16 protein-coding genes are annotated in these 26025 nt (G+C 60.0%); 8 read left to right on the top strand and 8 right to left on the bottom strand.

The features are described 5' to 3' along the window. Positions 1-139: 139 nt before the first annotated feature. Complete coding sequence (locus VL547_RS10415; RefSeq protein WP_325577601.1) at positions 140-1201, bottom strand: branched-chain amino acid aminotransferase; 1062 nt, start codon at positions 1199-1201, stop codon at positions 140-142. Positions 1202-1290: 89 nt separating this feature from the next. Between VL547_RS10415 and VL547_RS10410 the strand changes: the two genes are divergently transcribed. Genes VL547_RS10410 through VL547_RS10400 form a run of 3 tightly spaced genes read left to right on the top strand, consistent with a single transcriptional unit; the run spans position 1291 to position 2883 of the window. Beyond that, positions 1291-1821: a hypothetical protein gene (locus tag VL547_RS10410; protein ID WP_325577600.1), complete on the top strand. Its 531-nt coding sequence runs from the start codon at positions 1291-1293 to the stop codon at positions 1819-1821. Beyond that, positions 1818-2462: an RdgB/HAM1 family non-canonical purine NTP pyrophosphatase gene (rdgB, locus tag VL547_RS10405; RefSeq protein ID WP_325577599.1), complete on the top strand. Its 645-nt coding sequence runs from the start codon at positions 1818-1820 to the stop codon at positions 2460-2462. Before VL547_RS10410 ends, rdgB begins: the two co-directional genes overlap by 4 nt. A 37-nt stretch (positions 2463-2499) precedes the next feature. Continuing rightward, on the top strand, positions 2500-2883 hold the full coding sequence (locus VL547_RS10400) for a thioesterase family protein (protein WP_325577598.1): 384 nt from the start codon (positions 2500-2502) through the stop codon (positions 2881-2883). Here VL547_RS10400 and aroE read toward each other — a convergent pair. From aroE to VL547_RS10385, 3 genes are all read right to left on the bottom strand, one after another. Further along, entirely contained in the window at positions 2880-3638 is a 759-nt protein-coding gene (gene aroE / locus VL547_RS10395; RefSeq protein WP_325577597.1) for a shikimate dehydrogenase, read from the bottom strand. The genes VL547_RS10400 and aroE overlap by 4 nt on opposite strands. Further along, positions 3638-4408, bottom strand: a complete 771-nt coding sequence (locus VL547_RS10390; RefSeq protein WP_325577596.1) for a phosphosulfolactate synthase — start codon at positions 4406-4408, stop codon at positions 3638-3640. The genes aroE and VL547_RS10390 overlap by 1 nt, the downstream gene beginning before the upstream one ends. 108 nt (positions 4409-4516) lie before the next feature. Continuing rightward, the gene (locus VL547_RS10385) at positions 4517-5938 is read right to left on the bottom strand and encodes a tetratricopeptide repeat protein (protein WP_325577595.1); all 1422 of its coding nucleotides are present in this window, start codon (positions 5936-5938) and stop codon (positions 4517-4519) included. A 199-nt stretch (positions 5939-6137) separates the two neighbouring features. On the opposite strand from VL547_RS10385, the gene VL547_RS10380 reads away from it, so the two are divergent. After that, positions 6138-6518 carry a hypothetical protein gene (locus tag VL547_RS10380; protein WP_325577594.1) on the top strand — a complete coding sequence of 127 codons (381 nt, stop codon included), beginning with the start codon at positions 6138-6140 and terminating at the stop codon, positions 6516-6518. Positions 6519-6572: 54 nt separating this feature from the next. On the opposite strand, the gene VL547_RS10375 is transcribed toward VL547_RS10380, so the two are convergent. From VL547_RS10375 to VL547_RS10365, 3 genes are all read right to left on the bottom strand, one after another. Beyond that, positions 6573-7304, bottom strand: a complete 732-nt coding sequence (locus VL547_RS10375) for a hypothetical protein (RefSeq protein ID WP_325577593.1) — start codon at positions 7302-7304, stop codon at positions 6573-6575. A gap of 1 nt (position 7305) precedes the next feature. Further along, entirely contained in the window at positions 7306-9150 is a 1845-nt protein-coding gene (yidC, locus tag VL547_RS10370) for a membrane protein insertase YidC (protein WP_325577592.1), read from the bottom strand. Between the two features lie 89 nt (positions 9151-9239). Beyond that, the gene (locus VL547_RS10365; RefSeq protein ID WP_325577591.1) at positions 9240-10889 is read right to left on the bottom strand and encodes a CTP synthase; all 1650 of its coding nucleotides are present in this window, start codon (positions 10887-10889) and stop codon (positions 9240-9242) included. 170 nt (positions 10890-11059) lie between these two features. Here VL547_RS10365 and VL547_RS10360 point away from each other — a divergent pair, with 170 nt between their 5' ends. Next, complete coding sequence (locus VL547_RS10360) at positions 11060-11893, top strand: dienelactone hydrolase family protein (protein WP_325577590.1); 834 nt, start codon at positions 11060-11062, stop codon at positions 11891-11893. Between the two features lie 102 nt (positions 11894-11995). On the opposite strand, the gene VL547_RS10355 is transcribed toward VL547_RS10360, so the two are convergent. After that, on the bottom strand, positions 11996-14572 hold the full coding sequence (locus VL547_RS10355; RefSeq protein WP_325577589.1) for an NACHT domain-containing protein: 2577 nt from the start codon (positions 14570-14572) through the stop codon (positions 11996-11998). A 341-nt stretch (positions 14573-14913) separates the two neighbouring features. Between VL547_RS10355 and VL547_RS10350 the strand changes: the two genes are divergently transcribed. The 3 genes from VL547_RS10350 to VL547_RS10340 are packed head-to-tail and all read left to right on the top strand — an operon-like array spanning position 14914 to position 25882. Further along, entirely contained in the window at positions 14914-22854 is a 7941-nt protein-coding gene (locus tag VL547_RS10350; RefSeq protein ID WP_325577588.1) for a gliding motility-associated C-terminal domain-containing protein, read from the top strand. Positions 22855-22898: 44 nt separating this feature from the next. After that, complete coding sequence (locus tag VL547_RS10345; protein WP_325577587.1) at positions 22899-23891, top strand: PorP/SprF family type IX secretion system membrane protein; 993 nt, start codon at positions 22899-22901, stop codon at positions 23889-23891. Between the two features lie 20 nt (positions 23892-23911). Then, a complete protein-coding gene (locus tag VL547_RS10340) occupies positions 23912-25882 on the top strand; it encodes an OmpA family protein (RefSeq protein WP_325577586.1) in 1971 nt (656 codons plus the stop codon). Positions 25883-26025: the final 143 nt, after the last annotated feature.

Here is a 26025-nt window from a genome sequence, read left to right as displayed (position 1 = left end):
ACGGGATAAAAGAGGCACCCCACCCCACTCCGCAAGGCCGGCAACCAAAAAGTCGGAACGGGGGCGGAATCTTTCGCCCAGGCACACAACGACGCAGCGCGGATGGGCGCACGTTTTACGGAGCGATCAGGCCAATAAATTAAACCGGGAACAACCACTGGTGAACATCCGCTTCGCTACCGGATCTGATCGCGTCCATGCGGCGCTTTACTTCCGGGGAGATCGTCCACGAATCGGGGGTCAGCTTCATTTCATAGCCTTTGTAGGTGAGCTCCCTGATGGGGGTGATCGTCGCGGCGGTACCGGTACCGAAGGCTTCCTTCAGGTTGCCGGTCTTGTACGCGGCGATGATCTCATCGATATGGAGCGGGCGTTCTTCCACTGTCAAGCCTTGTTCCTGGAGCAGGGTGATAACGGTGGAGCGCGTCACGCCTTCGAGGATGGAGCCCTCGAGGTTAGGGGTGATCGCGGTATTGCCGATGATGAAGAAGACATTCATGGTGCCCATTTCCTGCACGTACTCGTGGTGGACGGCGTCGGTCCAGAGGACCTGGTCGTAACCCTTTTCCTGGGCTTCGGCGAAGGCGCGGAGGCTGGAGGCGTAGTTGCCGGCGGCCTTGGCAAAGCCGATCCCGCCGGGAGCGGCGCGGGAATACTTTTCTTCCACGTAGATGCGGCAGGGCTTGCTATAGTACGGCCCGGTGGGGCTGAGCAGGATCATGAACGAATAGGTCGAAGAGGGCCTTACGCCGATGAACTCGTCCGTTGCGAACATGAACGGGCGGATATAGAGCGAGTGGTCCGGCCTGTTCGGAATCCAGTCCAGGTCCACTTCCACGAGCTTCCGCATGCCTTCGATAAACAGCTCTTCCGGGACTTCGGGCATCATCATGCGGGCCGCGGAAATATTGAAGCGGTGGTAATTGTCGAACGGGCGGAAAATGTAGGTCCCACCATCCTCGGTGCGATAGGCCTTGATCCCTTCGAAGATGGACTGGCCGTAATGAAGGGTCATGTTCGTCGGCAGGATGGAAATCGGCTGGAACGGTTTGATGACCGGTTGTTGCCACTGACCATCCTTATAGTCGGCCACCAGCATATGGTCCGTAAATACTTTGCCAAACGGAAGGTTTTCCAGGGAGGTACCCGGCAACTTGCTATTTTCCGTTTTGATGACTTTTATATCGACGACAGCCTCCATAATCGCTAAATTTGTTACAAACCTACAAAAAAAAGCGCGTTTCTATGGGGTTGGACCGGCTCACTTTGTCTCCTTATCAAGTCGCACAATTGTACCCAAAATCGCTGGTCGTTACCCCCGGCGGGAAGGCCCGCGCGCAACGCCCGGAAGCGGATACGGGAGTCCCGGCGGCGCCCGGGTCGACGGCAATGGCGGCGGTGACGACGATGGCGCCCGCGCCGGCGGTGGCGCCGCTTAAGTACTTGGGAGAGAACGGCCAGCACATCCTCATCCTGGTCCGCGACGGTTCCGCGGTATTCCTGGAGGAGAAGGCGTTTCAATTCCTGCTGAGCGTACTGGAGGCGTGCAAGTTATCGATGGCGGATGTGGCCCTGGTCAACCTCGCCGGCGAGGACAACCGCAGCCTGGAATCCATCGCCGGCGAGCTGGGCAGCCGGCAGGTCCTGTTGTTCGGTATAGAGGTGTCGGAGCTGGGGCTGCCGATGGTGTTCCCGGAATACCAGGTGCAGCCGCATGGGAACCGGACCTACCTGGCCGCCGACGACCTGGCGCGGATTTCGGCCGAGCGGACGCTGAAGGGCCGGTTGTGGGCTTGTCTGAAACAGTTATTCCAAAGATGATCGATCTGATTTTTGCCACCAATAACGCGCACAAAACGACGGAGGTGCGCGCCGCCCTCGGAGCTGCCTTTCACCTGCAGACGATGCGCGAAGCGGGGTTGGATATTGACATTCCCGAGCCGCACCCGACGCTCGAGGACAATGCCCTGGAGAAGGTGCGAACGGTGGTCCGGCTGACCGGGCGTTCCGCATTCGCGGAGGACACGGGGCTGGAGGTTTTCGCCCTGGGCGGTGAACCGGGCGTGAAGAGCGCGCGCTACGCCGGGGAGGAGCGCTCGGACGCCGCGAACATACGGAAATTGCTGACGCGGCTGGAAGAGGCAGGCCAGACCACCGGTGGCAACGCCCGCGTGGCGCGGCCGCAGGGAGCCAACCGCTCCGCGCAGTTCCGCACGGTCATGGCACTGATCCTCGATGGCAAGGAACATTTATTCGAAGGCGTCTGTCCTGGCAGGATTGCAAGCGCCCCGCGGGGCGACGGAGGCTTCGGGTATGACCCGGTCTTTATTCCGGATGGGTCGGCGCTGACGTTCGCGGAAATGGACATGGCGGATAAAAACCGCTTCAGCCACCGCAAAAAGGCGCTGGACAAGCTGATCTCTTTTTTAAACAGTATAGCCGATGGCGAGGATAAAGATTGATCTACCCTCTTCTTTTCATTACACTACGCAAATCCCGGTGCGCATTACCGACCTCAATTACGGGGCGCACGTGGGCAACGACTCGGTGCTGGGGATGCTGCACGAAGCCCGCGTGCGCTACCTCAAACAGTGGGGGTATACCGAGCTGGACCTGGCCGGGGTGGGGATGATCATGAGCGATGCCGTGCTGGCCTTCCGTGGGGAGTCCTTTTATGGGGACGTGTGGATGATAGACGTACAGGCTACGGAGTTTACGCGCGTGGGTTTTGAGTTGTACTACCGCGTGCGGACAGAGCGTGAGGGGCGGTTGCAACTGATCGCGGAGGCGAAAACGGCGATGGTTTGTTTCGACTATACGACGCGTAAGCCGGTGGCCGTGCCGGAGCTATTCAAAACCCAGGTCGAGGCGCTGGGCGCTTAAGCGTTCCAGATCTTCCATCCCTCTTCCGCCTGCAGCCGCAGCATATCGTAGCCGTTGCGGATGACCGCGCCCCGGCCTTCGCCTTCGGCGAGGAACAGCGTTTTTTCGGGATTGTAGACGAGGTCGTACAAGTAGTGCTTCGACGAAAGCGCCGCGTACGGCAGGTTGGGCGCTTCGGCGATGTTCGGGTAGGTGCCGACGGGGCTGCAGTTGATGATCACCGTGTAGGTGTCGAGCAAGGCCGGCGTCACGTCTTCATAACCCAGGGTCGGGCCCTCGGGGCTACCGGCGGGCGCCGCGTCGCTAGCGCCGTTGCGCGACACGTAGCGGTACGCGATCCCCAGCTGCCCCAGGGCATACGCCACCGCCTTCGAGGCGCCCCCGGTCCCGAGGATGAGGGCGTGTTTGTCGGTGGCGCGCAGACCCGGACGAAACGACTCGCGAAAGCCCGCCACGTCCGTGTTGTAGCCGAACAGCCTGCCGTCGCGCACGAGGATACAGTTGCAGGCGCCGATGGCGGTTGTCTCGCCGGGCACGTCGAGATACGGCATTACCTGTTCCTTGTATGGAATCGTGACGTTGATACCGCGGAGGTCGGGATGGCGGGCTACCAGCGATGGAAATTCCAAAATGGATTCGATGGGGAAAAGCTCATAGCGACAGTCCCTGATGCCCTCGTCCTCGAACTTCTGCGTGAAATACTTCTTGGAGAAGGAGTGCCCGAGCGGGTAGCCGATGAGTCCAAAGAGTCGCATCAGAACTCTTCTTTGTTCAAATAGAGGTTGAAGGTGTCGCCCCTCAGACCGATGCGCATGGCCTCGAGCGCGATAATCTCCCCGGGGGCGATGTTCCCCAGGTTGACGTTGCACCCGAGTAGCTCCAGGAAGTACAGCTGCTGGGCCTTTTGGGGCGCTTCCCATATCACCTTCTCTCCGGGGATCTGGGTCAGGATTTCCTGGACGAGTCCTTCGCGGACTTCCCCGGAGCCCCGGTAGATACCGACGTTCCCGGATTCGCGGGCCTCGGCGATGACGTAGCTCGCGCCGGCGCCCAGCTCCGCGCGCATCAGCTCTATCCACTTGTAGGGCGGGATGATGTGCGTGGCGTCCTTGGAGCCGACCTCACTCAGCACGGTGGCGTATTTGGTGAGTTTTTCGATATACCCGCATTTCTCGGCGTGGGGGATGGTGACGGAACCGTCGCTGACCTCCACGTGGTCGATGGCGTAGTCCTCCAGGACCCGGATGAAGTCCTGGAACTGACCGCGTATCAGAAATGCCTCAAACAACGTTCCCCCGAAATAGACGGGAATATCGTACGAACGATAGACCTCGATCTTTTCCCGCAAGTTGGGCGTTACATAGGAAGTGCCGAATCCCAGCTTCAGGATGTCCACGTGCGGGTGCGCGATGCTCATGAAATTCCTGGCTTCCTGTATGCTCAGGCCCTTGTCCATTACCATGGTGATGCCGGAAGTCCTGGGCTTTTGGAACCGGTCCGGCATCTGCGTAAGATTAAAATTCATTCGGGTTCATATTGGGTTACCAGCGCGCAAATATAAAGACACCGCTCCAATATGAGGGCGGCGGGGTTGTTAAAATGTCGAAGCGATGCAAATGGCGACGCCGCGGGATCAAATGGACTTGTTGCGCTTGTAGCGGGCGATAATATCCACGACCTGCTGGTGCTGCAGCAGCCTGGGATTCAGGTCGATCAGCTTCCGGATCAATTTAGGCGCCTTTTCCATCGCTACTTCCAGCAGGTTGAGGGCCTCCTTGCTTTTGCCCTGTGCGAAATACACGGCCGTTTTATAGAAAAGAAAAACGGGCTTGCCGCCGGTCTCGTCAAAGGCGGTTTGCGCGTACTCTTCGGCTTCTTCGAGGAGGTTGCCCTTCATCAGGCATTCCAGGAGGGCGCTCCAGCCCTTGATGTTTTTGGACTTGGCGCGGATGACGTTCCCGAAGTATTCGATGCCGTCCTGGTAGCGGCCGAGCTCTACCATGCATTCCCCCATGGCGAGGTTGAATTCCGGTTGGAGGGGTTGCAGACGGAGGGCGTTCTGGAGCTGTTTGATGGCGCTCTCGGTCTGGCCTTCGTTGATATAGGTACAGGCGATCTTGTAGTAGAGCTTGCTGTCCTCGGGGTTGAGGTGGGAGGCCTTCTTGTAGTAAAAACGCGCCTGGGCATAGTTGCGCAGCTTGTCGTAGCAATGCCCCAGGGCCTCGTAGATCACGTCTTCCGGCCGGGAAAGCTCGATCACTTTCTCCAGTGGCTCGATTGCCTCTTTATAACGGTGGAGACGGATAAAGGCGTCCGCCATGTTCCGGTAGGCAAAGTCGAACTTCTCGTCTATGGTGATGGCGTACTGGTAGGAATCGATGGCCTTTTCATAGAGCTTCAGCCCCTGGTAGGCGGCGGCCAGGTTGAACCAGGCCAGCTCGTTGTACGGGAACTCCTCGATGATCCGCTGGTGTACGCGGATGCTTTCTTCGTTACGGCCGGTAAAGTCGGTCCAGAAACAAATCTTGTAAAGGGCTTCTTCGTTGTTGGCGTCGGCTTCCAGGATCAATTTCAGGCAGTCGAACACCTTGTCGAATTCCTCGTAGTCGTCGTATACATCGGCGAGCTCGAACAGGAGCTCGATGCGCTCGTCGTCCTCGAATTGTATGATGGCCGACTCCAGCACTTCGACCGCCTTGGCCTGGAGGTCGAGGGCGAGATAGGCGTCGGTCTTCAGGATGTAGATATTGATGTCGCCGCTATCCATGACTTCCGCCTGGTCAAGCAGCTCCAGGGCCTCTTTGTACCGCCGGGAGGCGATCATGAGGTCCGCCTTTTTGACCATCAGTACCGAGGAGTAGGGATACTGCTCCATCGCCAGCTCCGCGGCCTGCATGGCCTGGGCCAGTTCATTACGGTCGTCAAAGTAATCGATGATGCGTTCGAAAGATTCCTCTTCGAGAAAGGAATGGCGGCGCCCCGCCTTCATGTTTTCATACTGCCGCAGTAGCTCTTTCAACTCTTCCCGGTCCTGTCTGAAGGAGTGGTCTCTCATATTAGTGGGTTACCGTAAGATAAACTATTTTAAGAAAAAGCGGGGGATATGCCCAACAAATTTTCGCATGCCGCGTTAATTATATATGAAGGCCGACTGCCAGGAATACCGGTAAAACTGAGATAATAATCGGCAAACCGTGAAGATGGTGTTAAAAAAAAGTCTGCTGATTGGGAAAAAGATTGTAAATTTGCATAACATGTTCCGTAGAAAATCCATACCACTAACGGCTATGATGGGGCTGCTGCTCCTGGCGGGCGTTGCTGTGCATGCGACGACCTACCATTTTACGGGCACGGGAGGCGATAAAAAGAAGGACGCGCACAAGGATACCCCCGTGGTCATCCCGTTCTCCAACCTCAAATCCGCCGAATCCCTCCAGCTTTCCCTCAAATCCGGTATGCAGCCCGGTTTCCGGTTCACGGGCGATTTTTCCATACCCGCGGCGCGTCCCCAGGACCAGACGCTGCTGGATGTCCATTCCCTGATGACCTATCAGCAGGGGAACACCATCTACATCTATCCCTACAAGCAGCCGATGCTGCTCGCCAAGTTCCGCACGCCTGAGCGGCCGCACTAGAATGATTTTTTAGCAGCGGAACGCCGCTTTAGGACGGGCCCAGGGCGGCGCCTGTCAGCGTACTTTCTTACTTTCCTCGTAACTCATTTCGCGATACCCCCCCGACTTCGGTATGTCGAACTTTGCCGAAGGCACGGGATCGAGCGAGACCTTGACCGCCGTGAAGGTAACCTTGGATGGGCCCATACGGCCCTCGTACGCCAGCGGGAGGCCCGGGAGGGGGTTAAAACGGTAGCTGTATTCCTTGTTTTGCGGCAGCAGGTCGGGCGTATACCAGATCATCAACGTGTCCCCGGCGGGGGTGCGGCCGATGGCGCGTTTGCAGGGGTATCCGGCAATGGTCGCGGTGTCCCCGGTAAAAGTATAGGTCATCCTGGACGGTTTGCCCAGGTCTTCGAAGTCTTCCTTGTTCATCCGGATCAGGATCTTTTCCTGCCCGTATTCTTGCAACAGGGCACCCGCATGGGTAAGGCTGCTATAGATGGTCGTGGTGGAGCCCAGGATGCCGGCGAAGTCGGTGCGGACCCTCGACCCCTTTAGCGACAAGACATACGAGGTACTCGCCAGGATGGCGGCCTCGGGCTTGGGGGCGTCGGCGGACTGGAGCTTGTAGGTGATGGTGCCCTCCGTCATCAAACGGACACCGGTCTTCGTGGTGTCGGCCTTCAGGCGGAGCGTATCGGCGTGGGACGCGCGGCTGGTGTCCTGCGCCAGCAGCCGCCCCGCGGACAGCAATCCCAGCAGCAGCCCCGCGCCCCATCCCATCATCGCCCCGCGGAGCGCCATGTTAGCGCTTTTGCGTCTTGTCCTTCATGTCCTGGACCTTCTTCTGGGTCTCCTGTATCTGTTGCAGGCGCTCCTGCCACTTGGACTGGGTCTTTGGCTTTTTCTTGTTCTCCTGGAGCTGCGCGTGGATCTTTTTCTCGTCGATGATGACCTTCTGGATAAAGAGCTGGATCAACAGGGTGATGACGTTGGATACCGTATAATACCAGGTCAGACCGGCGGGCAGCTTGTTAAAGACGCCCAGCAGCACGACCGGGAAGATGTACGGCATGTACTTCATCATCGGGTTGTTCTGATCCGGGGTCATGTTCATATTGGAGATCTGGATCAGGAAGCTGCTCACGATGGCGGTCAGCGTGAACAGGCTGACGTGATCGCCATACAGGGGTATGTTGAAGCCGAACGTATAGATGGAATCGTAGGTCGACAGGTCGTGCGACCACAGGAAGGGCTGGTTCCGGAGCATGATGTTGCTCGAGAAGAAGCTGTAGAGCGCGAAGAAGATCGGGATCTGCAGCAGGGCCGGGATACACCCGCCGAGCGGATTCACGCCCGCGCTCCGGAAGAGCTTCATCTGCTCCATACCGAAGGTTTGCTGGTCGTCCTTGTATTTCTTTTTCAGCTCGTCGATCTCCGGCCTGAGGACGCGCATCTTGGCGCCGCTGAGGTAGCTGGTATAGGTCAGGGGAGAAATGATCAGGCGGATAAAGAAGGTCAGCAGCAGGATAACGATCCCGAAGTTCGAAATGAATCCGTGGAAGAAGTCGAAGACGGGGACGACAATCCAGCGGTTGAGGTACTTTACGAAGGCGTAGATACCGGTCCCCATGTGGACGTTTTCTTCGAGATGCAGGCCATAGCTCTTGAGGAGGTGGTAGTCGTTCGGGCCGGCGTACCATTCCAGGGGAATGTTCGCGCTGGCGGCCGCGGGGACCTTGATCAACAGGGAGGTATTCGTGTTGACCAGGTCGTGCACACTGTCCGAATTGGCGGTCCAGCTGGCCTGGGCGCTCATCGGGTAGTCCTTGGATATCAGGGTATTGTTGAAAAACCGTTGTTTGACGCCATACCAGGTCAGCCCGTCCATGTTCTTGTTGTCGGACTTGAGCAGCGTCTTATAGTCATACCCCCCGTCCGAAGCGTACCAGGACAGCGTAGTATTCTGCTTTTCATACACCACGTCCCGCTCCTGGGGCTTGGCATTGAACCCCCACGTCGCCATCAGGCTGTTCTGCGGGAGCAACTGGATCGCGCCGTCGATGTGGATGTTCAGCTGGAACATGTACCCACCCGCCGGGAGGGTGTAGGTGTGCTCTATGACATGCCCCGTCGAATCCTTAAGCGTATACTTCAGCACCTGGCTGGTGCCCTGCTGCTCGACGGCGCCCGCGGAAAAATAGAAGTCATTGGTCGGGGCCGTCTTCTGACCGGTGGTGATCAGGTAGAAGAAGTCCTGGTCGCCGGGGCCGACCAGAAAGACCGGTAACCCGTCGGGGCGTTTGTACTGCTTCAGCTCCACCGACTTGGGCTGACCGCCGCGGTTGGTGAACGTGATCCGGACGAGGTCGTTCTCCAGGACGGCGGTTTGCTCGGTGCCCTGGACGGCCGAAGCCATCGAGCCGGCCTGGCTGGTCCGCATCAGGCTGTCGTTCCTGAGCGAGTCGGCCTTTGCCTGGGCGGGGTTTACCGGTACGGTTGGCTGGATCCTGGCCAGCGAGTCCTGTATATGTTGCTTTTGTTGTTGAACTTTACCCTGTTCGCGTTGCGCGATAAAAATATAGCCCAGCAGCAGCACGACCAGCAGGACGGTGCCGATGATGGTATTTTTGTCAAAACCAGTTCCCATAATTAAATCAAATCGATTGGCCGCAAAGGTAAGGGTTTGTGGGGCGCCAACGGCGCCCCCAGGGGCGAATCCCCCTTGTTTTGCGGCGCTTAGATCATTTCACTCTGCAAAAGCGGGTTTTTGACCGCATTCAGCCGTTCGTTAAAGGCCTTGGCGGCCGCCACGAAGTGGACAAACAGGGGATGGGGCCTTTCCACGGTGCTTTTTAGCTCCGGATGGAATTGAACGCCGATATAAAAGGGATGGGTGGGGAGCTCCATGATCTCGACCAGGCCGGAATCCGGGTTTTTCCCGGAGGCGACCATACCGGCCTCCTGGAAACGGTCCAGGTAGTCGTTGTTGAATTCGTAGCGGTGGCGGTGACGCTCGTGGATCTGGGTCTCGCCATAGATACGGTGGGCCAGGGTTCCGGGTTCGATCCGGCAGGGGTAGGAGCCCAGCCGCATGGTGCCCCCCTTGGCGGTGATCTTTTTTTGCTCCTCCATCATGTCGATGACGGGGTGGGGGGTATCGGGGGTCATTTCGGTGGAATGGGCGTCCTTGAGTCCCAGGACGTCTCGGGCGAACTCAACTGTGGCCATTTGCATACCCAGGCAGATGCCAAAGAAGGGCAGCCCCTTTTCCCGGGCGTATTTGATGGCCGTGATCTTGCCTTCCGTGCCCCGGTGTCCGAAGCCGGGGGCGACCAACAGACCGTCCAGGCTGGACAGTTTCTCGGCCACGTTATCCTCGGTGATGAACTCGCTGTGTACGTTCATGATCTGGACCTTGCACTCGTTCATCGCGCCCCCGTGGACAAAGGCCTCGAGGATGGATTTATAGGCATCCTGGAGCTCGATATACTTACCGATCAGACCGATGGTCACCTTGGATTTGGGGTATTTGAGCTTGTCGAGGAATTCCTTCCAGCGCGTCAGCTCCGGTTCGGCGGCGATGGGAATATTGAGCCGTTTCATGACGATCAGGTCCAGTTTTTCCCGCATCATCATCAGCGGTACCTCGTATATGGTGGCGGCGTCGGCGGATTCGATGACGGCTTCCGTCTTGACATTGCAGAACTGCGCGATCTTCCGGCGGATGTCGGTGGACAGCGGCTCCTCGGTGCGGCATACCAGGATGTCCGGGTGTACGCCGTTCTCGCTCAGCATCTTTACACTATGCTGGGTGGGCTTGGTCTTTAGCTCTTTGGCGGCCTTGAGGTAGGGGATCAGCGTCAGGTGGATGACCAGACAGTCGTCCTCCGGGAGCTCCCACTGCAGCTGACGCACGGCCTCGATAAAGGGATGCGACTCGATGTCGCCGACGGTGCCCCCGATCTCGGTGATGACCACGTCGTATTTGCCCTCCGCGCCCAGGAGCAGCATCCGGCGCTTGATCTCGTCGGTGATGTGCGGGATGACCTGTACCGTCTTGCCCAGATAGGCCCCTTCCCGCTCCTTATTGATGACGGTCTGGTAAATGCGGCCGGTGGTTACGTTGTTGGCCTGGGAAGTATAGATATTCAAAAAACGTTCATAGTGACCGAGGTCCAGGTCGGTTTCCGCCCCGTCTTCGGTGACATAACATTCTCCGTGCTCGTAAGGGTTGAGGGTCCCCGGGTCGACGTTGATATACGGATCGAACTTCTGTATCGTTGCCGTGACCCCCCTGGCCTGTAACAATTTTGCCAGCGAAGCGGCGACAATACCCTTACCCAAAGACGATGTTACCCCACCGGTAACGAAGACGAATTTTGACATAACCTGTTTTATAAAATACAATAAACGCCATCATCTTCCGGGAGAAGATCAGGCGGCAATAATTTGATTATTAGTGATATGCGACCAGCGGACGGGCTGGAATCCGAAAATCCGGGAGGTCATGCAAAGGTAAGATAAATCCACCTTACTTTAGACCAAAATTATCCACCATGCGTGAAATCCTTACCTGCGTGGCATTTTCGCTGGCATGCGTCACCGCGCGTGCGCAGATGGATTGCTGCTCAAAGAATGTGGCGGTCGAAACCTTTGCGCAACTTGCCGGCGACCCGGTATTCCAGATGTACCACGCGGACCCGCGGCCCTTTCATTTTGAACCGGAAGGGGCAACCCAGGTGCATTTCTCCACACCCGACGGCAGCACGGCCTCGGCTATGGTATGGAAGGCCACGAACGGGAGCCACGACTGGTTGCTGGTGTTTCATGAATGGTGGGGACTCAACGACTATGTCAAGCGTGAAAGCGAGCGGTTGTGGAAGGACCTGGGGATAAACGTCCTGGCGGTCGACCTCTACGACGGGAAGGTGGCCGCGACCCGCGACAGCGCGGTGAAGCTCGTACAGTCCGCCAAACCCGCCCGGGGCGTCGCGATCATCCAGGGAGCGCTGTCCTATATCGGCGGTGACGCCCGCGTGTTCACCATCGGTTGGTGCTACGGCGGCGGCTGGAGCCTGCAGGCCTCGCTGCTGGCGGGCACACAGGCCGCCGGCTGCGTGATGTACTATGGTCAGCCGGAAAAGGACGTCACCCGCCTGAAGGGATTGCACTGTGATGTGCTGGGGATTTTCGCGGACAAGGACGGCGGCATAACACCCGCTGTCGTCGCCCAGTTCGCCGCTGACATGTTATCGGCCGGGAAGTCGTTGGAGGTGCACCATTATAACGCGGTACACGCTTTCGCCAATCCCTCCAACCCCGACTACGACGCGCTGGCGGCTGCCGATGCGTACACGCACACGCTGACGTTCCTGAAGGCGCGGCTTTAAGCGCCCCGCCCGGGGGGTTGCGAGGGGGCCGCAAAAAAAGGGGCGCCGCATTTTCTGGCGCCCCGCTCTGGATGGCTGGCTGTTTAGTGATTAATGGCCGGTTTAGTGGTTAATAGCCCGCTTAGTCGTCACATCCTCCGCGAACCCTTGGAATTCGATGGGAGGAAGCATGGGGAATGAAAACCGTTGTTTTATTTTGTCGGCTTCTTCCTCGGCCAGCACGGAGAGTTTCTGCTTCCGCAAGGCAAGGAAGGCCGCAGCCTCCATTTGATAACACCAGTGGTCCATGAGTGTGAACCGCGACCGGCGGACGATGCTCCTGATGAGTTGCACGGACTCCAGTACCTTGTCGAAATGGCCGATCATAAAGTAGCGCACTACCTTCAGCTGTTCCAGGCACATCCGGATGACCATCGCCCCGTCCACGGGGGAGCCGCTCTCGAGTACGGTCTCCACGTGGTTGATACAGCGGATGTATTCGCTGTGGTCTTCCTCGTGGAGGTAAAAGCGGCACTTAATGATCAGCGACATCAGGCGGAACGGATCGTGGGACCGCATCTTCAGCGACGGGACCTCCGCGAACACATATTCGGTGACCTTTTCCAGGTGTTTGTATTCCTTGAGCAGCAGGGAGCAGCAAACAAGCAGGTAGACGCTCAGCTCGTCCCTCAGCGACAGGATCTGGTGATCGGTCAGCACCAGGTATTCTTCGAACTGTTCGATCTTGGTGCGCGTGACGGGATCGGGTTGCCGACCCAGCATCGTTTGATAGATGAACAGGCAAAGCTCCGCGGGTTGCAGGGCCGTCCCTTCACGGGCAACAGCGGCGCTGGTCGACCGGAAGAGCGCCACCTGGGTCTCGATGATGCCGGTGTCGAGCTGGTGCAGCGCGGAGAGGAAATACAGGCTGGCGACGTTGATCCGGTCTTCTTCCCGGGTCAGCACCCGCATCAGGGGACGGTACAGGTAGTTGCGCCGGCTGCCGTTCACGGTATACAGCAGATGGTTCCTCAGGAAAAAAGTCTTGAAGGCTGCGTCCTCCAGGATCGACTGGAGCAAACGGACATACCGTTCGTCCGCCGCCGGTTGCACCAGCAGGAACTCGTACAGCGCCGCCTTCCGCGACAGGGGCCCGATCTGGCAAAACAGCCGGCCGATGGCGTCTAGGGACCCCTGGTCGATCGCATACAGCAATATCCAGCGGAGGATACCGGTGGCGTCCGGACCGCAGTCCTCTTCCTCCGGAAGGAGGTCGTGGAACATTTCGTCTTTCAAATCGCCGTTGTGGGAGGAAAGGCAAAATGTCGCTATGAAGAACTGGGCGATATAGTCATTACAGAACTCGATCCTCCGGAAGGGGATAGACCGCTGTCCGTCCTGGATTTCTTCCCTGAGTACGTGGTCGGACAGCAGTTTCCGGTAAGCCTCCTGCACACGCGTATCCCCGCTGAAGAGCCGCACCTGCGCCGCGGGCACCTTGGTCCGCAGGTTGTGCGTGTCGTCCAATATGCGCCGGATGATGGCCACCTTCAAACCATAGTCGGGACCGGTCATGACCTTGCACCGGAGGTACTGGCCGATGATGCGGTAGACCATCAGCTCCTCGTGGATCAGGGGGAAGGCCGCGGTGTCGAGTTGGTTACACGCCAGGTGCAGGAATGGCGGGAAGGAAAGCAGCCGGACAAAGTCGTCGGACAGGGTAACGGCCGTTTCTTCCGGCAGGCCATGGTGCCTGAGGACCGATTGTACATCCTGCGTGGACAATTCAGGCAGGTTATACTGGTGGATCGCCTCCCCCGATGGTTCCTGGTGGGTCAGCGGGGAATACAAAGCGTTCCAGGCCTCAGGTCTGGCTGCCAGGAATACCTTCAGCCAGGGCGTCCTGACCCGTGAGAAAACGAGATCCATCAGTTTGGAATGGATGACCCGGAGCTTCTCGGCGGCAATGACTTTTTCGTCCAACCCGTCTACGATCAGTACAAAACGGCCGTCTTTTTCCGTGGCGTGCTGCTCGAAATAATCCAGGACGTTTTCGCCCTCGCCGAGGTTGAGCTGGTTATCCAGCCAGTCCTCCATGGAGAAACCCCGGTTGATGAGCGTGTTGAGCTGGTGCAGGTGCACGAACAGACAGATGTCGTTGGGGTAGATACAGGATTCGTTGAGCCAAAAGGCTTCGACGGCCTGTACCAGGGCAACGGATTTGCCGCTGCCGGCGGGTCCCAGGATGACGGAAATCGCCGATTCGGAATCCAGGAAGTGACGGAACGGAATGGCTTCGGTGCGGACGGCCGTTTTACCGAATTCCATACCGCAGTTGTTCTTGATGGTTTCCGCCGTGTAGAACGAAATCTTACCGGTCTTGGACTTGATGTCCTTCCACTTGGGGTGAAATTCCTTTTGAGGGGACTGCATTTGGCGGTAATGTTCCAGGAAGAATTCCCAACTCTGGAATCCCGCATACTCGGACAGGGCGTTCAGCGTATAGACCGAAAAATTGAAGGTCTGTGCCGCAAAGCCGAAAAACCGTTTGATCGTCGTTTCACTGACGATCTTGCCGGTCGTGTCCCGTACAACCGACGACAGGTCTTTACAGTCGCTGGGTTGTAATTGCTGAACGTTGAACTTTTGTAAAACCTCCAGTTGCAGCTGCTGGATGGCTTTCATGGGTGCGAGCCTCATACTCCTGTAATCTTAATCTGGTTAACAAATTGGGTTCCTTGGGCAAACAAGGTTTACCAAAGCAGATAAGGCATTGAATTACAATAGGTAAATGGCAGTATAAGGCTTTACAGGAAGATAAGGTTATGACAATTCCAAATAGTAGATAACGCGAATTGGTTGCAACAGTCACCACCAAGATAGCAAAAAATGCCAACAATGAATAATTTTTTTTCAATGAACAAGATGAACGACGACAAGTAAGGTGAACGAACTGCTCTTACCTACCAACGATATCCGCGTCTAATTTCGTCTCCTCGAAACCCCAGAAAACTGTAACTGCAAACCAAACTATAATACCTATGCTTGGCATTTCCGGCTCTGGTCCAGGCAAAAGCGCCTTCGCTTACAAAGGACTTTTGACGATCATCCTCCTGAGTACCCTTCTGACTGCGCCTCTGGCCACCTCCGCACAAAGGGTTTATGCAACTTCACAGGCTAACGCCGTAACCGGCCTGTGTATTCTCTGTGGCGTCAGCAATCCGGCCAACCCGGTGAACAACGCCAACCTGAACGATTATTCCACGTACAACATCACCGTCGGCCTGCTCGGGGTGAGCGTCTACCAGGACCTGGTCTTCCCGGGCGTCAACGCCAACCAGGGGTGTGATTCCCTGGTCGTCGGGATCGGGAACAACGGCGCGCTGCTCACGGCGGCGTTGCTGGGTGGCGTGACAATCCAGACCTATAACGGGTCTACCGCCAACAATGACGTGACCACCGTCAACGGGAACATCCTCCGGCTGCTCAGCACGGATACGACGCGGGGAGAAGTCGTCCTGAGGCCGACAGCCAGCTTCGACCGGGTGCGTATCAGCCTGAATTCTTCCCTGGTCGGCGCCCTCTCTAACTTCAGGCTGTACTACGCGTTTACGGACAAGACGATCCTGCCCCCCGCCATACAAAACGGCGGCAGCACCGTGACCGTCTGCGCCGGCAGCCCGGTGACCTTTACCGCGTCCGACACCGTTACGGCCGCGACTATCGCCTGGTATGCCCAGGCAAGCGGGGGCAGCCCCATCGCCACCGGCAACAGCCTAACGGTAACGCCCACGGTCACCACCACGTATTACGCCGAGGCGCACCTGGGGTCATGCACCAGCCCCTCCCGCACGCCCGTTACGGTGGTGGTCAACCCGCTGCCAACGACGCCGGCGCTGGTGAGCGCGGCGGTCACGGTCTGCTCGGGCAGCCCGGCTACGTTCATGGTCCAAAGCCCGCAGGCGGGAACGACCTATAACTGGTACACGGTATCCACGGGTGGCACACCCGTCGCGACGGGTACGAGTTTTACCACGTCGTCGACGAGCGCATCCCAGAACTATTATCTCGAAGCGGTCTCCGCCACCACGGGCTGCGCCAGCGCCAGCCGCGCCACGGCGGCCCTGACGGTCAATCCCACGCCGGATTCCACGGTGATCGCCGGGGCATCCTCGGTGACCGTTAACCAGGGACAAACGGCTACCTTCTCCGTCAGCGCGCCCAACCCCGCTTTCACCTATAACTGGTACGACGCACCTACCGGCGGTAACCTGGTCGCCACGGGTACGAGCTTTACCACCGCGCCCGTATTCGCCCCGACCAGCTACTACGTGGGCGCCGTCTCCAATACGGGTTGCACCAGCGCCACCCGGACGCGGGTGACGGTGAACGTCCTCACGCCAAACAACATCACCTGCGGGCTGGCCACGACCCAGACAAGCCCCGTCATCAGCGGTATATGCGTGGCCTGCACGGTTTCTAGCGGACCGCTCGCGGTCGACGGAGACCCCAGTACCGCCTCGACGATAACCTCCACCATCGGGGCGCTCGGCACGGTCGGGCAGCTCCTGGGCTTTCCCAACACCTACCCCGCGGGCGACAGCATCGTGCTCGACCTCCAGATACCCGGGGCAACCCTTTCCGCATCACTCCTGGGCGGCGTCACCGTCCAGACATATCTGAACGGGACGGCCAATAACGACGCGGTCAACCTCGCGGATACGGTAATCCGCCTGCAGCTGCTGGGCGGTGGCAGCACGGGTCGTTTCAGGGTGATCATCCCTTCCGTGAACACCTTTAACGCGGTCCAGGTATCGATAGGCGGGGCAGTTACCCTGTTGAGTGCCCTAAACGTGTTTGATGCGGCCGCGCTGGTGCCCCGGCCTACGGCTGCCAGCACCCTCATCCAGAACTGCGGGCCCGCCTCGGATACATTGCGGGCAACGGGACCCCCCGGCGCGACCTTCAATTGGTACACGGTCGCCGCGGGCGGTACGCCGCTGGCCACTGGAACGACCTATGTCACGCCGGTGCTTTCGGCCAATACCACCTATTACCTCGAGTCTTCCCGGTTCGCCTGCCCCAACGCGGTGCGCACATCGGTGACCGTGGCCATCAATACACCCCCGGCGGCCCCCGTCCTGAACACACCGTCGGTGACCATTTGCGCGGGGGATTCCGCGACGCTGGCGGCAGGCAACGCCGCACGCTGGTACGCCACGCCAACGGGCGGTTCGTCCCTGGATTCGGCGGCCGCGTTCACCACGCCGGCGCTGAATAGCACGACCATTTACTACGCGGAGGCAGTCTCCGGAGGATGTATCAGTACAACCCGGAGCCCGGACACGGTCAAGGTCAACCCCGTACCACAGGCCGTCGCCGTCAGCCCCTCGGGCACGACCATCAGCGCGGGCCAGTCGGCATCCCTGACGGCTTCCTCGACTACCCCGGGCGTCCAATACAACTGGTACACGCAATCCACCGGCGGAGCGCCCGTTTTCAGCGGTCCAACCTATACCGTTGCACCCACGACGACCACGACCTACTATGTGTCGGCCGTGATCCCGTCGACCGGGTGTACGAATACGACACGGACGGCGGTAACGGTGGCCGTGCTTACGGGTAACGGCCCCGCGGTCCCTTGCGGCGCGGCGACCACCGAGACGACCGCGGTCAACGGGTTGTGCATCGGTTGTTCGGTCAGCAACGAAGCCCTGGCGGTCGATGGCAACGCCACGACGGGCTCTACCCTCAACGTAACCGTAGGTTTGTTGGGTGGAAATGCCCAGCAAACCCTGATTTTCCCCTTTACCGCCGATGCCGGCGACTCCATCAGCATCAAGTTCGCGGCTCCGAATACTACGCTGTCGCTTTCACTGCTGGGGTCGCTTCAGGTGGCTACCTTCGACGGGAACAACGCCAACAACGACCAGCAGTCCCTGGGTTCCCCGCTAATCAGCCTCAACCTGCTGGCGGGCGGCGACTCGGCGGTCATCTCCTTTGCGCCGGCCAAGCCTTACGACCGCGTACAGGTACAGCTCAACGCGGGTCTTGCCGGGCTCTTGTCCACTATCAACATCGACTACGCTACGAGCACCAAACCCGCGCCGGTGCTCCAGGCCGATACGGTATCGGTCTGCTCCGGCAACCAGGCGACGCTAAAAGCCGTTGCGCCCCCGGACGCGATCTTCCGCTGGTATACCACCCCCACCGGAGGGACGCCCGTCTTTACCGGCGCGACCTTCCAGACGCCCGTACTCACCGATACGACCGTGTACTACGCGGAAAGCGCCGCTACCATCAACGGTTGCGTCCAGTCCACCCGCACCCAGGCGTTGGTCGACGTGCCGGCGCCCCCGACGCCGCCCGCGGTCCAGCACAACAGCGTTTCTGTTTGCATGGGCGGCAGCGCCACCCTCATCGCGACCACACCTGCCGGCGTGACCGTCAACTGGTATACGGTACCGACGGGTGGTACGCCGGTCTTTACCGGGGATACGCTGGTGACGCCCGCCCTGGACAGCACGCGCACCTACTACGCTGAAGCGGTAGGCCAAACGGGATGCGCCAGCGCAACCCGGACCACGGTCACCGCCAATATCGTGGCTGCTCCCGCGGCGCCCACGGTGACGCCCGCCACGGATACGATCTGCGCCGGCGGCAGCGTGCAACTGGTCGCCAGCTCGTCTACCCCGGGCGTGCAACTCAACTGGTATGCCTCGGCTACATCGGATACCGTCCTGTTCATCGGGTCTACCTATACCACCCCCATACTGGACAGCAATGCGACCTTCTACGTGGCCGCCGCTGCCGGAGCTTGTCAGAGCGCCACCCGCGGGACGGCGGCCGTGATCGTCAACCCGCGGCCCCCCGCGCCCACGATCAACGTAAACCCTGCTTCCGCCACGGTCAACGCCGGCGCCACCGCCACGCTAACGGCGACCACCACGGGCGCCGCGGTCAGCTGGTATACGACGCCGACCGGGGGCAGCCCGGTTTTTACGGGGTTATCGTTCACCACGCCGCCGCTGACGTCGACGATCACATATTACGCGGAAAGCGAGGGCGTCAGCGGGTGCCCCAGCGCGGCCCGGGCGGCGGTTACCATCACGGTTACGCCGGGGATCAACGTCTCCTGTGGTATCGCTAACCAGCAGACCAGCCAAGTCAGCGGGTTGTGTATCGGCTGCTCGGTCATCAACCCGGGTGGCGCGGTCGACATGGATACCACGACCTTTTCCACGCTCGGCGTCGGCGTAAGTGTAGCGGGGACGGTTTCACAGACCCTTATCTTCCCCGAAACCAGTCAACCCGGCGACAGCATCCAGATAGCATTGTCAACCCCCGGCGCCTCGTTGCTGTCCGCGGGCGTACTGGCAGCCATACAGGTTTCGACGGCCAACGGCGCCACTCAGAACAACGACGCCCAATCCATCAACACGGCGGCGATCACGCTCAACGTGCTCGCTTCGGGGAACAAGGCGTTTATCCGGTTTGCACCCGGCCAGACCTACGACCGCGTCACCGTGACGCTTACGGCGGGGCTGGTGTCGGCGCTGACCAATGTCGAGATATTCTACGCGACCGACCAGGTAGACGCACCGGTGGTGGCTAACCAAAATATGACGGTTTGTTCGGGTACCCCCGCCACGCTGGTCGCTTCGGCTTCGGCGAACGCCGCGATCGAATGGTTCAGCACGCCGGTCGGCGGAGTGGCCCTGGGTGCGGGCGATACCCTGGTTACGCCTCCCCTTACCCAAACCACCACGTACTATGCCGAGGCGCTTCGCCGGACCGATAGTTGCGCCAACCTCAACCGTGTACCGGTAACGGTGAGCGTGGTCGCTGCTCCTGTGGCGCCGGCGGTGTCGCCCAACCCCGATACGATTTGTGCGGGCAGCAGCGCCATCCTGCGCGCTACCGCCACGGGCGGAGCCAACATCTTCTGGTATGACAGCGCCCGGGGCGGAAACCTGCTCTTTACCGGTAACGTCTTCACCACCCCCGCGCTCAGTTCGGCCAAATCCTACTTTGCCGCCGCCTCCAACGGGACCTGTTCCAGCATCAGCAGGGACAGCGTTTCGGTGGTCGTCGGACAAACGCCACAGACCCCGGTGGTCGGCCCGGCCGACACCGGTATCTGCTCCGGCCAGATGATCACGCTGCGCATTGCGCAACCCCAATCCGGCGTGACCTACAACTGGTATACCGTCCTGAGCGGGGGCACGCCCGTGGCCACGGGGACGACCTTTACCACGCCCGTGCTGAACTCTTCCGTCACGTACTATGCCGAGGCCGTGAACAGCGCCTCCCAGTGTACGGCGCCCTCCGCGCGGACGGCGGTGTCCATCACCGTAAGCCCGGTACCCGCGGCACCCACCGTAACGGCAGCGCAGGTTACCACCTGCGCCGGTCAGCCAGTAACGGCCGCGGTCAGCAATCCGCAAACCGGTGTCGTCTACCAGTGGTACGACGCCTCGACGGGCGGGAACCTGCTCTCTACCGGCGCCAGCTATACCATCGCTTCGGCGACGGCCTCCGGGACCCTCTATGTACAAGCCGTTTCCGGCGGCGGTTGCAGCGGCGGTACAAGAACTGCGGTGTCGATCGTCGTCGACTCGGTGCCGACGGCGCCGCAGTTGGTGTCGACCAACGTAGGCGTCTGCGCGGGCAGCCCGGCGACATTTACGATCGCCGCGCCGCAAACCGGCGTCACCTATACCTGGTACGACGCGCCCAGCGGCGGCAACCTGCTGACAACCGGGTCGTCCTACACGACCGGACCGCTGGCAGCCTCCGCTACCTACTATATCGCGGCGGTCAACACGGCGGGTTGCGGCACGGCCGCCCGCACCGCGGTCAACGCCAACGTAACGCAAACTCCGTCCGCGCCCACGGTCACCACGCCTTCGGCGGTGATCTGTTCGGGGGGCAGCGCGAGCCTGTCCATACAGAACCCGCAGGCGGGCACCGTCTACAACTGGTACGACGCGCCTTCCGCGGGTAACCTGGTATTCCAGGGTAACCCCTTCGTCACCCCGGCCCTGACCACGGGTACGACCTACTATGTGGCGGCCGCCGACGGACAGCTGGGCTGTACCAGCGCCACCCGTACTCCGGACGCCATCGTGATCGGATCGCAACCCGCCACGCCCACGCTTACGACCGCTTCGGTGCAGGTATGCGCCGGCGCCAACGTAAGCCTGCAGGTGCAAAACCCCGTGGCCGGCCTGGTATATAACTGGTTGAGTTCCCCGACGGCGGCGACGCCGCTGTTCACCGGTCCCTCGTATACCATCACGGGAGACACGGTCTCGGGAACCTACTATGTCGCGGCGAGCACCTCCGGCGGTTGTACCAGCGCGAGCGACGCGGTGGCCACCGTGACGGTCAATCCGGCCCCCGGTACGCCCGCCGTCCAGTCGCCCAACCTCACCGTTTGCCCGGGCAACGCGGCGGTATTCAGCATCAGCAACCCGCAGCCGGGCGTGACCTATAACTGGTACGCCAGCGCGTCGGGCGGCACGCCCCTCAGCGCGGGCAGCAGTTTCAGCACCGGTCCGCTGGCCGCTGGCGCCATGTATTTCGTCGGCGCCACTAACGCCGGTGGTTGCAGCAGCCCGGGTCTGACGACGGTTACCGTTACCGTGGCCAATAACCTCACCCCGCCGCAGCTGGCAACCTCCCAGGTGACCGACTGTAGCGGGCAGCCTGCCCAGTTCATGGTGGCCAACCCGCAGGGCGGTCTGACCTATAACTGGTACGACGCGCCCAGCGGCGGCAACCTGGTCTTTACCGGGTCGACCTATACAATCAACGGGCCGGTCGCCAGCGATACCTTCTATGTCGGTTCGAGCGCTTCTGGCGGAGCGTGCGTCAGCGCCACCCGGACGATAGCCATCCTGACGGTTGCGCCGTTACCCACCGCGCCATCGGTCATCACGCCGGGCGCCCAGGTTTGCTCCGGGGGTAGTGTGAGCCTACAGGTATCCAACCCCGTCAGCGGCGATACCTATAACTGGTACGCCGCCGCAACCGGCGGCTCCCCGGTATTCACAGGGACCATCTACAACCTCACCAACGTAACCGCTTCAGGCGAATACTTTGTCGAAACGGTTTCCGGCGGTTGCAGCAGCCCCACCCGGACACCGGTCAGCGTCGATATCGCCGCGGCCGCCGCCAGCCCGACGGTTACGGCTTCGTCCACGGGGATATGCCCGGGAAGCGACGCTACCCTGATGGCGACCTCCACCACGGCAGGCGCGACCTTCAGCTGGTACACCAGCGCCGCGGGCGGTACGCCGGTGGCGACGGGCCCCAGCTTTACCACGGGGGCGCTGATATCGGATACCACGTTCTATGTGGGCGCCGCTTCCGCCCAGGGATGCTCCGGCACGACACTGACACCCATCAGCCTCGCCCAGCTCCAACCGCTGGCGCCGCCCACGGTGACCGTACAAACACGGACACCCACGTCGGTGACCTTCCAATGGACGCCGGTGACCGGCGCCGTTGCCTACCAGGTCAGCCTGGACAGCGGAACCACGTTCATCACGCCCACCTCCGGACCCACGGGGCTGACCGAGACGATAACCAATCTTGCCCCCAACCAGACCGCCACCGTCGAGGTCAAGGCTTTGGGCGCCGCGCCCTGCCAGACCAGCACGGCTTCCGCAAGGGCCAGCGGCGTGAGCGACAACCCGCTCGGGGACAACATCTTTGTACCGAACGTGTTCAGTCCGAACGGAGACGGCAACAACGACGTGCTGTATGTATACAGCAACGCGATCGCCACCATGGTCTTCCGGATCTACAACCAATGGGGACAAGAGGTGTTCGAATCGCGGTCCGTCAACACCGGATGGGACGGCACCATGGGCGGACAGAAACAGCCCGTTGGCGTGTATGTATACGTGCTGCAGGCAACCATGCAGGACGGGACCGTCGTGAACAAAAAAGGCTCCGTAACCCTGATACGATAACACATGCGCCCCCCCGGCGGGGGGCGCATTTTAAACCTCATTATATGCGCAAGCTACTTACCTTACTGCTGATCCTCCCCCTGGGCAGGCTATACGCCCAGGTGGACCCCCACTTTTCGCAATACTATGCGTATCCCCTATGGTTGAACCCCGCCATGACCGGCGTTATCGACGGCGACATGCGGGTCAACCTCAACTATCGCAACCAATGGAACAACATCACCAACCCGTTCACCACCGAAGGCCTGTCCGCCGAATGGGTGACCGACAAGAACATCAACGTCGGGGTCAACATCCTCAACCAGTCGGCCGGCGATGCCGGGTATAACTACTTCCAGGGCTACGCTTCCGTATCGTATACGGGGGTGAAGTTCGGCGCGCAGCAGATGACGCACCTTACGCTCGGTATCCAGGCCGGGCTGCTGAACCGGAAGTTCGACCCCACCAAATTCCAGTGGGGGAGCCAGTACAACCCGCTCACGGGATACGACCCGAATGCGCCGTCCAACGAGGTGCTGACGCGGACGTCATCCACCGTTTTCGACGCCAACTTCGGCGCCTTGCTATACGACGGGAACCCGAACCACAAGATAAACCCCTATATCGGCGCGGCGGTGGCGCACCTGACACAGCCGGACGACCCCTTCCTGTCGATCAACAACTATCACCTGCCGGTGCGGTATACGATACATGGCGGCGCCCGTTTCATCGTCTCCGACGAGCTCAGCATCACCCCCAACGCGCTCTATATGCGCCAGGGCAACTCCGATGAAACGATGGTCGGCGCCTACGCGCAGATGGCGATCAACGAGCTGAGCGACCTGCTGCTGGGTCTGGACTACCGGGTAAAAGACGCCATCGTCCCCAACCTGGGCTTCCGCTACCAGGACATTACCGTCGGTGTCTCTTACGACGCCAATGCCTCCAGCCTTACGCGCCTGGCCAGCGGCAGCAACGCCTTCGAGTTGTCGCTCTCGTATACGATGCACAAGAAGCGGGTGTTTCCGAAGGAGCATTTCTTTTGTCCCAGATTATAATTATAAAACGTACTCGCAATATGAAACCACTATATTTCCTTTTCTTCCTTTTGGGCGCCGCTTCGGCCAGCGCCCAGTTCGTGGCCGACTACAAGCGGACGGCGGACGGCTTCTTTGCACGGCAGGACTATTACTCCGCCGCGCAGTACTATGCCAAGGCATTGGAGAACAAGCCGGAGTATCAACAGGCCGTTTTTTATCCGTACGAAACCGACGTCGCCAAACATCCGTCGAAGTCGTCGAAGATGCACGAGTACAAAGAGCTGGTATATCGCCTGGCGGAGTCCTACCGCCACTACAACGACTTCGCCAGCGCCGGCAGGTGGTATGAGCAGGCCACACAGTTCAGCGCCGACTATCCGCTGGCCCGGTACTGGTATGCCGTCTGTCTGCGCGCGCAGGGGCGGTTCCAGGACGCGCTGACGCAGTTCCAGCAATTCCGGGCCGCGTACGCTACCCAGGACGAATACCAGACGGCGGCCGACAAGGAGATCGCGGACTGTACGTTCGCGGTAGCCGAAACGGCGCGGACCAATTCTCCTTTCTCGGTGCTGAAAATGGGTGGTAACATCAACGTTGGCGGGGCGAACTATGCGCCCGTGTGGTGGTCCGCCCAGCTGTTGTTTACCAGCTCACGGTCGGTGGTGGCCACCGCCCGGGCCGCAGGAGGGAAGTCCCCATATGTGAACCATCTTTATTTTGCCGGCTCCGACAGCGGTTCCGCCCGGCGTGTCGAGCTGCCGGGTCAGAACATGGAACAGGGCGTCTCCGCGCTGAGTCCCGACGGGCTGACCCTTTACCTGACGCAATGGACCGTGGGTAAGGACGGCAAAAAGACGGCCGACCTCTACCGCTCCAAACGCACCGGCACTGCCTGGTCGGACCCCGAACGCGTTTCCGTGGATGCCACGGGATTTTCGTCGATGCAGCCCGCCATAAGCACCGATGGGAGCGCGTTGCTGTTCGCCTCCGACCGGCCCGGCGGTTCGGGCGGGTTCGACCTCTGGTTTGCCGCCCTCGACAACACCGGTAACCCGGGTACGCCCGTAAACCTCGGCCCGTCCGTCAATACCGCCGGGGACGAGGAAGCGCCCTACTACGACGCGGAGGCGAAAACCCTCGTCTTCAGTACCAACGGAAGGGTAGGGATGGGGAATTTCGATCTTTTTGAAAGCCTCGGCGACCTCTCCAACCTGAGTGCCCCGGTCAACCTCGGATACCCCCTCAATTCCCCCAAGGACGACATCTATTTCACCAGCGCGCACGCCGGCGGCAAACTCTTCAAGGAGGCGTATATCAGCTCCGACCGCGCCTCCACCTGCTGTCTGGAAGTCTTCAGGGTCACCCGCCGGGGCAAGCGCATCAGCGGGTCGGTGGTTGATTGTGAGACCCATCAACCCCTGGATGGCGCCAAGGTGTCCTTGCTGGACACCACCGCCGGTCGCGTCGTGGGCGAAGTGGTGTTGAACGCCACGGGTATCTATGGTTTCGACATGGACGACCCGGGGAATTTCAAGATCGTCGTCTCCAAGGATAATTACTTCTCAAAAAGCCATCAAATCCATGCCGAGGCCATGGTCCCCGTGGACACCCTTGTCGACCGGGAGGTCTGTCTGAAGCACTACGAGCCCAACAAGCCGATCGTGCTGCAGAACATCTTTTACGACTTCAATAAGGCGACCCTTCGGCAGGAGTCGATGGCCGTACTGGACACCCTCGTCGGTATCCTGGACGAAAACCCTACCATGGCCATCCAAATGGGCGCCCACACCGACGGTATCGGGGGCGTTCAGTCCAACCTCGATTTGTCCGCCCGCCGCGCCCAGGCCTGCGTGGACTACCTGATTTCGCACGGGATCGATCCGCGTCGCCTGACGGCGCATGGGTTTGGCAAGTGCTGCCCGATCGCGCCGGAGAAAATCAATGGGAAGGATAATCCCGAGGGGCGGCAGATCAACCGGAGGACGGAGTTTACGGTGCTCCGCAAGTAGGCTCTCCGCCTTTGCGGCCGCCGGCCCTTTTGATGGACGCAGTTGGTTTTTTTAAAATAGTGTGTAGGTAGTAGAATTGGTTAATCAGCAGTTCTTGACAACGCGGCCCCTTTCCAGGGGCCGCTCATTTTCCGGTATTCCTT

The organism is Dinghuibacter sp., assembly GCF_035492835.1.
Taxonomy (GTDB): Bacteria; Bacteroidota; Bacteroidia; order Chitinophagales; family Chitinophagaceae; genus Dinghuibacter.
The sequence above is the reverse complement of the archived record's forward strand: the minus strand, read 5'-3'. Positions and strand labels throughout refer to the sequence as shown.

Excerpts from the sequence above, each read along its gene's own strand:
- VL547_RS10415 (WP_325577601.1), bottom strand. The coding sequence starts at position 1,201 with ATGGAGGCTGTCGTCGATATAAAAGTCATCAAAACGGAAAATAGCAAG.
- rdgB (WP_325577599.1), top strand. The coding sequence starts at position 1,818 with ATGATCGATCTGATTTTTGCCACCAATAACGCGCACAAAACGACGGAG.
- aroE (WP_325577597.1), bottom strand. The coding sequence starts at position 3,638 with ATGCGACTCTTTGGACTCATCGGCTACCCGCTCGGGCACTCCTTCTCC.
- VL547_RS10390 (WP_325577596.1), bottom strand. The coding sequence starts at position 4,408 with ATGAATTTTAATCTTACGCAGATGCCGGACCGGTTCCAAAAGCCCAGG.
- VL547_RS10385 (WP_325577595.1), bottom strand. The coding sequence starts at position 5,938 with ATGAGAGACCACTCCTTCAGACAGGACCGGGAAGAGTTGAAAGAGCTA.
- VL547_RS10380 (WP_325577594.1), top strand. The coding sequence starts at position 6,138 with ATGTTCCGTAGAAAATCCATACCACTAACGGCTATGATGGGGCTGCTG.
- VL547_RS10375 (WP_325577593.1), bottom strand. The coding sequence starts at position 7,304 with ATGGCGCTCCGCGGGGCGATGATGGGATGGGGCGCGGGGCTGCTGCTG.
- yidC (WP_325577592.1), bottom strand. The coding sequence starts at position 9,150 with ATGGGAACTGGTTTTGACAAAAATACCATCATCGGCACCGTCCTGCTG.
- VL547_RS10365 (WP_325577591.1), bottom strand. The coding sequence starts at position 10,889 with ATGTCAAAATTCGTCTTCGTTACCGGTGGGGTAACATCGTCTTTGGGT.
- VL547_RS10360 (WP_325577590.1), top strand. The coding sequence starts at position 11,060 with ATGCGTGAAATCCTTACCTGCGTGGCATTTTCGCTGGCATGCGTCACC.
- VL547_RS10355 (WP_325577589.1), bottom strand. The coding sequence starts at position 14,572 with ATGAGGCTCGCACCCATGAAAGCCATCCAGCAGCTGCAACTGGAGGTT.
- VL547_RS10350 (WP_325577588.1), top strand. The coding sequence starts at position 14,914 with ATGCTTGGCATTTCCGGCTCTGGTCCAGGCAAAAGCGCCTTCGCTTAC.
- VL547_RS10345 (WP_325577587.1), top strand. The coding sequence starts at position 22,899 with ATGCGCAAGCTACTTACCTTACTGCTGATCCTCCCCCTGGGCAGGCTA.
- VL547_RS10340 (WP_325577586.1), top strand. The coding sequence starts at position 23,912 with ATGAAACCACTATATTTCCTTTTCTTCCTTTTGGGCGCCGCTTCGGCC.